Here is a 10,347-nt window from a genome sequence, read left to right as displayed (position 1 = left end):
TGTCCGTTCTCATTGAATCTGGGGCACATTTACTAGTCTGACCTGCATTGCCCCAGATTGGATGAGAATTTCGATCGCGACGTTTCTCATTGAATCTGGGGCAACCCTGCTTCCGCGCCCGGCTGCGAGCGCAGCAGGGTAGCCGGAATGGTCTCCTGTCGATTCCGTTGGCTCGGGTACGTCTTCGGTATAACTACTGTGATCGTGTCTCTCGTGACACACGATCATGATTCTGTGGTGCGCTCGCTCGTGTTGGTAGTTCGGGTGCCGGCTGCGGCCTTTGAGCACCTTGGCCACCGCCCGTTTTAGATTGTCATAGCGGATACGGGCCGGGACATCACCAAAGTGGTTGAACGCCAACACATGCCGATGCAGGAGCGCCTCCTGGCCCTGAGTGGTGAAGTTGCTCCGAGCTAGAGGGCGAACGCTCCGCCTTTGATGAGGATGAGGGCCCCGATTGTGATCAGTGCAACGGGCAGAACGATGTGGCCCCAGCGTGAGAGTGCTTTGGCGATGATCGGGTGGGAGGCGAAATATCGGCCGGCCGCGCACCAGATGGCCACACCGATGAGGAACACGATGATGTAAACACCGATGGTGGCGATCGTTGAGACGGCGAAGATCGGAACGTACACGCCGATGTTGTCGCCGCCGTTGGCGAAGGTGATGACTGCGACCTGCCAGGTGCCAGGCGTCAACAGTGTTGCGGGATCATCGGTCGGCGCCGGTTGGGTGCGGCGATCCCGCCAGGCCAGCCATGCCGCCCGCAGCCCCAACACGATGGGCAGCAGCCCGAAGTACGGCAGTGCGGCTGGAGGAAGCAGCGTGGCACCCAGGAGTGCGCCGCCGACCGAAACTGCCAAGATGGCGGTGAAGCCGAGGTACTGACCGGCGGTCACTCGGATGGCTGCGCCACGATGACCGGGCGCCTGGCCGAACATCACCGCGAGGACCACGATGTCGTCGATATTGGTGATGGCGAAGGTGGCGATCGCCTGAACGAGTGTGGCTGGGCTCAGCACGGCCAATGCGACCAGCTTCGAGTGAAATCCCACCGCATCGGGTGAGCCTACTGCTCAGCAGGCCCCGCGCTCCCGCGCACCAACGACCTCCAGTGGGGCGGAAATTCATGACGACTGCCGGGGTCAACGGACTTGACGAAATACATGCCTCCGGTGCCACGGAGGTGGCTCCTAGAGGTATCGACATACGTCATCGGCGCTGCATGATTCCGGGTCGACGCTTTCGGCGCCCTGCCGCAGCCGGGCGATGGTCTCGCGCAGTGCCACCAGTGCGCTGATCTGCTCGTCGAGGTCGGTCAGTCGGATGTCGAGCAGGTCGCGCACGTGCGTGCACGGCGCGTGGCCGCTGTCACGGATGTCGAGGATCTGCCGAATCTGGGCGAGGCTGAACCCGGCGGCCTGTCCCCGTCGGATGAAGCCGACCCGGGCGATCGTGTCGGCGGCATAGTCGCGATACCCCGCCGGGGAACGTTCGGCGGGCGGGAGCAGGCCTTCGTCTTCGTAGTAGCGCAGCGTCGCGGTGGTGGCCCCGGTCGCCTCGGCGAGCTTCCCGATTCTCACGATGTCTCCTCAGAACACTTGACCTTCAAGCCTACTTGAAGGTCAAGGATGGGTGCATGAGTCAGGGATTGGACCTCGCGGTCATCGGTTCCGGCGGCGCGGCGATGGCCGCGGCGATCCGCGCTACCGCGCTCGGTAAGTCCGTCGTCATGATCGAGCGCGGCATCTTCGGTGGCACGTGTGTCAACACCGGCTGCGTGCCGTCAAAGGCCCTGATCGCAGCGGCCGAGGCCCGGCATACCGCAGCCGACACTGCCCGGTTCCCGGGGATCGCCACCACGGCCGGCCCGGTGGACATGGCGGCCCTGATCGCCGGCACGCACGATCTGGTGGAGTCGCTGCGCTCAGAGAAGTACCTCAACGTGGCCGAATCGTATGGCTGGCAGCGCATTCAGGGCCAAGCGCGGTTCGCCGGAACCCCGGACGCGCCCGTCATCGAGGTCGGCGATGCCACCATCGAGGCCGAGCACTACCTGATCGCCACCGGCGCGAACCCAGTCATCCCGCCCGCATTCGAGGGCGTCGCCTACCTGACCTCGACCACCGCGATGGAAGTCACCGAGGTCCCGGAGTCGCTGCTGGTGATCGGCGGCGGCTACGTCGCGTTGGAGCAGGCGCAACTGTTCGCCCGGCTCGGGTCAACGGTGACGGTGCTGGTCCGCTCCACGCTGGCATCGAAGGAAGAGCCGGAAGTCGGCATGGCGCTGCTGGAGGTGTTCGCCGACGACGGCATCCGGGTGGTGCGCCGCGCCACGGTGAGCGAGGTCGAGCAGGCCGACGATCAGGTCACGGTCACCGCGACCATCACCGGCGGAACGCAGCAGTTCCGTGCCGCGAAAGTCCTCGTCGCCACCGGCCGCCGTCCGAACACCGACGGCCTGAATCTCGAAGCGGTGCAGGTCAAAACCGGCGAGAACAACGAGGTCGTGGTGAGCGACGGGCTGCAGTCGTCGAACCCACGGATCTGGGCGGCCGGCGACGTGACCGGGCACCGCGAGTTCGTCTACGTCGCCGCCCATCACGGCGCGATGGTCGCCGACAACATCTTCACCGACGCCGGCCGCAGGGTCGACTACCGCCATCTGCCCCGCGTGACGTTCACCAGCCCCGCGGTCGGTGCGGCCGGGACGACCGAGGCCGAGCTCCTCGCCGCCGGGACACGGTGCGACTGCCGGGTGCTGCCGCTAAAACATGTGCCGCGTGCGGTGGTCAACCGAGACACCCGCGGTTTCATCAAACTCGTCGCCGACGCCGGCACCGGCCGCATCCACGGCATCACCGCCGTCGCCAAGGATGCTGGCGAGATCGCCGCCGCCGCGGTCTACATCCTCGACGCCGCGATGACCGTCGACCAGGTCGCCGGGTCCTGGGCCCCGTATCTGACCATGGCCGAAGGCATCAAAATCGCCGCCCAGTCCTTCAGCGCCGATATGTCCCGACTGTCCTGCTGCGCATCCTGACGCATGGCTCACTCGAAAGGTTCCTGATGCCCAATTTCCTTGACCGCCTGACCATTCCGGAAGAGTCCGGGCTCGACCCGACGATGCTGGTGCCGTTGCTGCGGCTGCTCGCCGCCGGCGAGCCGGTCACCGTGGAGGCGCTCGCCGCGGCCGTCGGCCTCCCGGTTGACGAGGTGACCCGGCGTCTGGCCGCGGTACCCGACACCGAATACGACGAGCAGGGCCGCATCGTCGGCCAGGGCCTGACCCTGCGCCCGACCCGCCACCGATTCACCGTGGCCGGCCAAGAGCTCTACACCTGGTGCGCCCTGGACACCCTCATCTTTCCCACCATCCTGGACCGGCCCGCCAGCATCGAATCCGAATCACCCGTCAGCGGGCACCCGATCAGGGTCTCGGTCGGCGAAAACGGTGTCACCAGCGTGCAGCCCGAGACCGCGGTGGTCTCGCTGGTCAACCCCGACGACCTCACCTCGATCCGGTCCTCATTCTGCAACCAGGTGCACTACTTCACCTGCGCGCAGGACGCCGCGCCGTGGCTCGCCGAGCACCCCGAAGGTCAGATCGTCAGCGTCGCTGAGGCCCACCAACTCGGCGCAGCCCTGACCACACAAATCCTTACCCAGCTCCATACCCCGCCAACTGCCCACCCCGGCTGCTGCAGCTGACCAGCCGCACCCAACCTGATGAGGAGAAATCAATGAATCAACGTCCACGAAGAAATCCCGTGCTGCTGGGTGCGGCAGCGGTGCTGGTGACGGCCCTGTGTTGCGCCGCGCCAGTCCTGATCGCCGGCGGCGCGCTCGCCGCCGTGTGTGGACTGCTCGAGAATCCATGGGTCATCGGGGCAGCCGTCGCGCTGCTGCTGGCGGCTGTGGTCGCCTTCGCCCGCCGCGGTCAACGCGGCGATCACTGCTGTCCCGCCGACAGCCATTCACCCGCGACGCACACGCTCGACGACCTGACGAAAGGAAGCATCGACAATGTCTGAAACGCGTTCGTTTACACCCCACAGGTGGGCGGGCGTTACGGCTGTGATGCTGGCAGCGGGCGCGCTGACCGCGTGCGGCCAATCGGCCACAACCAGCAATCCGACCTCACCGCCACACGCCAACGCCACAACCCAGGCGACGGCGGCGACACTGACCACGGTGGACGGCAAAACCGTCGAACTGCCCGCTGCCGCCCCGACCGCGATCCTGTTCTTCTCCTACGGGTGCGGCGAATGCGTCGGCGGCGGTAAATCCCTGGCCGCTGCTCGGGCGGCCGTGGAGGAAGCCGGAGGCAGCGCCAAGTTCCTAGCCGTCGACATCGTCCCCACCGAGAAACCCGCCGATGTTCGCCACTTCCTGGACCAGATCGGCGGCACCAGCCTGCCCGCGGTCGTCGATACTAACGGGGCCCTGACCAGCCGCTACCAGGTGACCGCGCCGACCACCGCCCTCGTCATCGACCCGTCCGGGCAGATCAGCTACCGCGGCCACGCCCCGTCCCAGGATCAGATCCTGGCCGCCCTCGGCAGCAGCGCCGCACGGTGAACCTGCTCGCGCTCGCGTTTACCGCTGGCATGCTCGCCCCGGTCAACCCCTGCGGGTTCGCGCTGCTACCGGCGTGGATCACCGGCACCATCGCCACCGGCGGCACCGATGCGGTGCTCGTGCGGCTGGCCCGGGCACTGCGCACCGGGGCCGTCCTGACCATCGGGTTCACCGGCACCCTCACCCTCGCCGGTATCGCGATCAGTGCCGGTGCCCGGACCCTGGTGACGGCTGCTCCCTGGCTCGGGATCACGATCGGGCTCACCCTGGCCATCTTGGGCGGCTTCATGCTCACCGGCCGCACCATCGGTCTGCGTATGCCTGCCCGGACGCGTCATCGGCCGGACTCCCCAACAGCCGGTGGTGTGCTCGCGGCCGGAATCGGCTACGCCCTGGCGTCACTGTCCTGCACCTTCGGGGTACTGCTCGCGGTGATCGCCCAGGCCCAGGCCACCAGCGGATGGGGCGGTCTGCTGGCAGTGTTCACCGCATACACAGCCGGTGCCGCCACCATCTTGATGCTGGTCAGCGTCGGCACCGCCATCGCCGGCACGGCCCTGACCCGGCATCTGGGTATCCTCGCCCGCCACGGGACCCGCGTCACCGCCGTTGTCCTCATCGCCACCGGCGCCTACCTCGCGTGGTACTGGCTGCCCGCGGCCACCGGGCACACCGCCAGCGGCGGCAACCTGCTCACCGGCTGGTCGGCCACCGCGACCGGATGGCTGCAGGACCACGCCCTCCCGGCCAGCGTCATTGCCGCCTTCGCTGTGGTGGTCAGCGCGGTGGCCGCGTACTGGACCACCCACCGCCGGCCAATCACCGGCAAGCAGCGCCGCCGGTGATGATTCACCGGCCGATACACCCAGCCAGATACCACTGTCCCTAACGATTAGAAAGCCGATAGATACAACCGTCGGACACAGTCAGATGCACACCACAAGTGCCTTACTGATAAGGCACATTCAAGACTGCCGACCCCTAAGCGCGACACGCCAGTTCTGCGCCGTCTGAGCGTGTCGTCAATACGGCAGTGGCGAATAGGCGTCGGTACTGCGCCCATTGCTCGACGGGGGTGGCGTCGGCATGGTGGGCGCCGGTGCGTTCGTTGATGCGGTCGAGCAGTAGCGTCGGCCAGGCGGGTTCCGTTGGCGTCCTGGGCTGTTCAACCCGAGGGCGAGCTGTGAGCAATGTTGCGGCTACGGCGATCACATCGGGGTAGGCCACCACGTGCGCTTCTAGGCCATTCTGCAGAATCCCCGCCGCCACGTGACGCTCTGCGTGAGCCCAGAAGACCAGGATGTGGCGGGCGTCGCCCAAGGCGTCATGAAGGTCGACCTCTGAATACTGACGGGCCAAGCGCCGATGCGTGCGCCCGGCACTGAGCACCGTGGGCCGGTCACGAAGATCCACCTGGTCGTCAAGAACGCGCGTTGGTGAACCGATCCAGCGTCGGTGACGGTGGCATACGGAGACATGTGCAGGCAGGTAGCAGTAGACGGGTTCGTGTATTCCCTTGCGTGCCATACATCTTTGACACAAAGGGCGGCGGAGATATTGCTTGAGCGCGGTGGGGTCGCCAGCAAGCCCGCAGAGACGGGACCGGATTACCTGCTCAGGTTGGCCGCTGACGACGGCCAACCAGTCCGGTCGCGGCCGGGCTGCGCATGATTCGGCGACATGGCCGCGCAGTGTGGAGACGCCGATATGGTTGGCGCGGGCCAGCCTGTCGATGTAGGACGATACGGCTTCCCAACGGAACGGTGCGATCGTTCGCGGGAGCCGCTGGCGTGGTCCGCGCGGCCACGGCCTGACAGTTGCCACGTCAGCTGGCCGTGCGGGCCGCGGCCGTGTGGGCGGCGTAGTCGATCAAAATATCGTCCATGGCCTCGCGGGTGATGTGCTCGGTGCCGTCGAGCATCGCTTGGATTGCTGAAGCCCGGATCAAGTGGGCCAGGCTGCCGATCATCCCGCCGGTGCGGCGGTGCAGGTAACGGGCCTGGGCGACAAGGCTTCCCGGTTCGTGTCGATGCAGACGCAAGGTACCTTCCATGGCGGCGACGAGTTGTCGCCACTCCTTGGCGTCGGGGAATGCGCTGGTGTGGATCACCCCGCAACGGCCGGCCAACTGCCGTCCCCGCGTGCCGGTGAACAGCCCCGAGCGTTCCACTTCGATCCCGGCGTAAACGAATGTCGCAGGCAGATGCTCGGTGAAGTATTTGAGGTGGTCGGACAGTTCTTCGCCGGCGCGGGTGTCGAGGTTGAGGTTGTGGATTTCATCGACCACCACGATGTCGGTACGGGCATCGATGAGCACCTGGCACACGGCATCGGAAATATCGGTCACGTTCATCCGCTGATTGAGCGTGGGAAGCCCCAGAAACCGTGCGAACTCCATCGCCAACTTGCGGGGCGACCCTTTCGGCGGGGCCGTCACATACACCACCGGAATCCGGCTCTCATCGCCGGGAAACCGTGCACGGGTGCGCAATTCGTGAAACCGACCCAGTTGCTTGATCGCCGTAGTTTTCCCCGTCGCTGCCCCGCCGGAGATGATCAGCCCGCGCCGGGCCCCGATCTCGCGCTGGTTGAGCAATGTCAACAGCCGGCCCTGATGGGTGATCGCTTCGATCGCCGACGTGGTGACCACCACCAGCTCCGAATGATGCGCAACCCGGGCCTCGTTGTAGGCCGTCCGCTCGTCCTCACCGAGGCTGGCCCACTCGTCGTCGGCGAGCAACGTGAACTCCGGCGGATCGGCATCAACAAAACGCCGCCAGCCCTCCAGCGTCGTGGTCGGCTGGCGGCGATCCTCTAACTGACCCACCGCCGCAATCTCGGTCACAGTCGCCACGTTTGGGCCTCCTTGCGTGCATCAAACACCGGCAGGGGTATGACCTCCGCCATCTCGCCGTCATCGTCGAAAGTCTCGTTGTCGGCGGCCCGTTCCGACGGTGACGGGCCATGATGTTCGGATGATTCCGTCGGGTCCGGCCAGTCCCGGCCGGCGCTCGCGGCGCTGGTCCGTCCAGTCACTCGGCGCTCGGCTTTCGTCTGCTGCTGCGGCCCAGCGGCGGCGCGGTCCAGCAAGTCCTCCGCGATGGCCGCAATCTCCGCTTCCTGGGTCTTCTGGGCCCCTCTGCGGTCGGCTACGGAGCGGGCGTGGCGCCACAGTGTCTCGCCGAACGGCACCGGCGAGGACCGAAGGTGCGTCCACGTCGCGGCCAGCCATCCGTCTTCGTGGTGATTGCGCACCCAAATCCTCGACACGTCATACGGGTCGTAGTGCACTTCCCACTGTCCGTTACGGGCATCGACCCCGGAATGCTGGCGCCGGTATGGGTTGAGCGCCTTGGCGTCATAGGTGCGATGGTTGATCCGGACCCCGTAACTGTTGATTGTGCGCCACTGCACGGGAAGCAATTCGATATAGTCGTCGGCGTCCAGTGGGACCGGTACATAGCCAGCCACCTCAACGAGGGCAGTGTATTTCTCGTTGGGAGACAACGCTTTCCCCGGCGTCACCGGATCCCGCAGGCCATCGTGGGGGCGGTTCTGCCACACCGCGATGATCCACTCGTCCAGCAGCGCCTGCAGCTCAATCATCGACCACACCGCGTCGTCCTCGGCGTTTTTCCCACGCCGCTCCACCGATGAACCGACGTAACCGGCCACGTACTGTGCGAACAGGGTGCCCACCGACTGCAATGTCCGCTCGATCTTCGGCTTATCGGTCGGGCAGTCGGGATGAGCCGGCTGCAGATTGATCCCCAATGTGCAGCACGCTTGCCGAAATGTTTGGGACAGATACGCTTTCCCGTGATCGCAGACGATCGTCTCGGGAGCGATCACCGGCCTGGCCGCAGCATCGGCCAGGCGCTGATCGACACTGGTCAGGCTGTGGTGCGGAAGTACCGACCGGGACATCCGCAGCGCATCGGCCCATCCCGGGCGCATCGGTTCGGGCGTCAATGCCCGCGCCAAGAGCAGTGACGCGTCCACTGCTTTGGTCGTCGGTCGCAGCACCGCGGCCGGGATGGACCGCGTAGCGTTGTCGACCATCGCAGTCAGCTCGACTCGGTCTACCATGCCGTCATCGAGCACTACCCGTACATCCAGAAGGGTTGAATCGATTTCCACCATCTCGCCGGGGCGCACCACGGTGATCGACCCGAATGGGCCATCGGGCTGCTTGGACAGCGATCGCCGCGTCCGTGCTGACCCGAACGTGTGCCGTCCTTCCGCGAGGCGCTTGACCAGCCGGTAGAAGGTGGGCTGCGACGGCATCGCGGGCGCGTCGTCGGCACCATAGGTGGCCACCAGCGTCTTGGCGACCCGCCGTTGCAGACGCTGCACCGTTCCCGTTGACAGGTCGGTCTCGCCCTCGATCGCATCCCGCACCGCGGCGACGACACGGTCGTCCACACGGCCGAATACCGCGCGCCGCCGATTATGGCGCCCGTCAACCACTCCCAGGAGCCCGTCCCGTTCGTAGGCAAATCGGCGACGCTGCAACGCATTCCGACTCACGTCGTGGCCGGCGGCACGCAGCTCGTCCAACTTGGCCAGCTCACGCTGCCGCAGAGATCGTTTCGCCGTGTCGAACTCTGGGCGGGGACGAATGCCCGCGGCCGTCCCAGGCGGGCGGCCGCTGAGGATCTCCACGATGTGGCGCTCCCACCACCGTGCTTGCTCGACGGCTGCCTCGGGAATGCCAGCCAGCATTTCCTCAGAACACAGTGGCGGTCGCGACCCCGACACCAATTCCAATGCCGGATCAACCATCAGCTGCGAGAGCGGCACCACAATCTGCTCGCCGACAGCGTCAACCAGTCGAGCTGATCCGCCCGACAGGGTTACGACGGTGAAAACACCTGCTGATAAACGGATTTCGTCTCCCTCTCGGACGACACCCGTTCGCACGTCAGGTCACCACCCGGTCCCGAGGCCAATCGCCGTGTCGTCGCCAAGTGCCGCTCCTTGCAGATCGGCAACTAAACGGCCGTGCCAGAGCAGATGAAACAGTACGGGCAGCACCACCAAAGGAGTCCCGACCGCGTGCACACCAGCCATCAACGGACGGACCCGAGCGAAGACCTCCGCCAGTTGATCAGCCAAACCGATCTTCAATACTCGCGGATGCCGATAACCCGACAACCAACGTAGATTCGCCCGCAGCACTGGATCGAGGGAACCGACACGCAGGTAATCCCAACCGACCATCGCGCACGTGGCGGCAGACCGATCGAACACGTCCCGATCAGCGTCAGAGATCCGGTCGTCCTCACGAACGTCGACTACGACGACAGATCCATCGCGGCGCCGCACGAAGTAGTCAGGAGCATGCCGCGTGCCGTCACGCCAATGAATCCAAAATGGTTGCGACAGAACACCAACAACATCCGGATCGGCATCCAACGCCATCAACTGGTCACGTTCTACCCAGGACTCGTGACCTACATGTGCGCCGGTTGTGGCGAACCACCACAGCCCGGGAAAGTTACGCTGACCTCGAAACGAGGGGAAATTCCGCACTGGTGAACAGTCCAACTCAAACCGGGTTGCAGCACATCGGTCCAGCGATTGCCGCGTGCATCCCTCGCGGGTGTTGAACTCCAAGTCCACTGCACTCGCTACACCTGGCCCAGCCGAAACAGCCGACGTCAGCACACATAAACGCTAAGCCTCGTGCCCCAGATTCAATGAGAAAGACACGCACTTACCCCAGATTCAATGAGAATGCCCCAGAATCAATGAGAACGGACA

General features: G+C 65.5%; 10 protein-coding genes. 5 read left to right on the top strand and 5 right to left on the bottom strand.

The features are described from left to right. Nucleotides 1-413: 413 nt before the first annotated feature. Nucleotides 414-1,055 carry a cadmium resistance transporter gene (locus CEX88_RS25490; RefSeq protein WP_079481877.1) on the bottom strand — a complete coding sequence of 214 codons (642 nt, stop codon included), beginning with the start codon at nucleotides 1,053-1,055 and terminating at the stop codon, nucleotides 414-416. A gap of 138 nt (nucleotides 1,056-1,193) precedes the next feature. Beyond that, complete coding sequence (locus CEX88_RS25485) at nucleotides 1,194-1,583, bottom strand: heavy metal-responsive transcriptional regulator (protein ID WP_005148625.1); 390 nt, start codon at nucleotides 1,581-1,583, stop codon at nucleotides 1,194-1,196. Between the two features lie 56 nt (nucleotides 1,584-1,639). Between CEX88_RS25485 and merA the strand changes: the two genes are divergently transcribed. The 5 genes from merA to CEX88_RS25460 are packed head-to-tail and all read left to right on the top strand — an operon-like array spanning nucleotide 1,640 to nucleotide 5,426. Continuing rightward, on the top strand, nucleotides 1,640-3,043 hold the full coding sequence (gene merA / locus CEX88_RS25480) for a mercury(II) reductase (RefSeq protein ID WP_005148655.1): 1,404 nt from the start codon (nucleotides 1,640-1,642) through the stop codon (nucleotides 3,041-3,043). 26 nt (nucleotides 3,044-3,069) lie between these two features. Then, entirely contained in the window at nucleotides 3,070-3,711 is a 642-nt protein-coding gene (gene merB, locus CEX88_RS25475; RefSeq protein WP_005148656.1) for an organomercurial lyase MerB, read from the top strand. Nucleotides 3,712-3,743: 32 nt separating this feature from the next. Continuing rightward, the gene (locus CEX88_RS25470; protein ID WP_005148657.1) at nucleotides 3,744-4,034 is read left to right on the top strand and encodes a hypothetical protein; all 291 of its coding nucleotides are present in this window, start codon (nucleotides 3,744-3,746) and stop codon (nucleotides 4,032-4,034) included. A 46-nt stretch (nucleotides 4,035-4,080) separates the two neighbouring features. After that, nucleotides 4,081-4,581, top strand: a complete 501-nt coding sequence (locus tag CEX88_RS25465) for a TlpA family protein disulfide reductase (RefSeq protein ID WP_238382207.1) — start codon at nucleotides 4,081-4,083, stop codon at nucleotides 4,579-4,581. Between the two features lie 29 nt (nucleotides 4,582-4,610). Then, nucleotides 4,611-5,426, top strand: a complete 816-nt coding sequence (locus CEX88_RS25460) for a cytochrome c biogenesis CcdA family protein (protein WP_236695472.1) — start codon at nucleotides 4,611-4,613, stop codon at nucleotides 5,424-5,426. Nucleotides 5,427-6,406: 980 nt separating this feature from the next. Here the strand turns inward: CEX88_RS25460 and CEX88_RS25450 are convergent. From CEX88_RS25450 to CEX88_RS25440, 3 genes are all read right to left on the bottom strand, one after another. After that, nucleotides 6,407-7,435, bottom strand: a complete 1,029-nt coding sequence (locus tag CEX88_RS25450) for a TniB family NTP-binding protein (protein ID WP_005148661.1) — start codon at nucleotides 7,433-7,435, stop codon at nucleotides 6,407-6,409. Then, complete coding sequence (locus CEX88_RS25445) at nucleotides 7,423-9,387, bottom strand: Mu transposase C-terminal domain-containing protein (RefSeq protein ID WP_005148662.1); 1,965 nt, start codon at nucleotides 9,385-9,387, stop codon at nucleotides 7,423-7,425. Before CEX88_RS25445 ends, CEX88_RS25450 begins: the two co-directional genes overlap by 13 nt. A gap of 123 nt (nucleotides 9,388-9,510) precedes the next feature. Continuing rightward, complete coding sequence (locus CEX88_RS25440; RefSeq protein WP_011894084.1) at nucleotides 9,511-10,251, bottom strand: TnsA-like heteromeric transposase endonuclease subunit; 741 nt, start codon at nucleotides 10,249-10,251, stop codon at nucleotides 9,511-9,513. Between the last annotated feature and the right edge of the window lie 96 nt (nucleotides 10,252-10,347).

Origin of the sequence: Mycobacterium neumannii (assembly GCF_002245615.1) — a bacterium.
Classification (GTDB): domain Bacteria; phylum Actinomycetota; class Actinomycetes; order Mycobacteriales; family Mycobacteriaceae; genus Mycobacterium; species Mycobacterium neumannii_A.
Note: the sequence above shows the minus strand (reverse complement) of the source record. Positions and strands in the feature narration are given on the sequence as shown.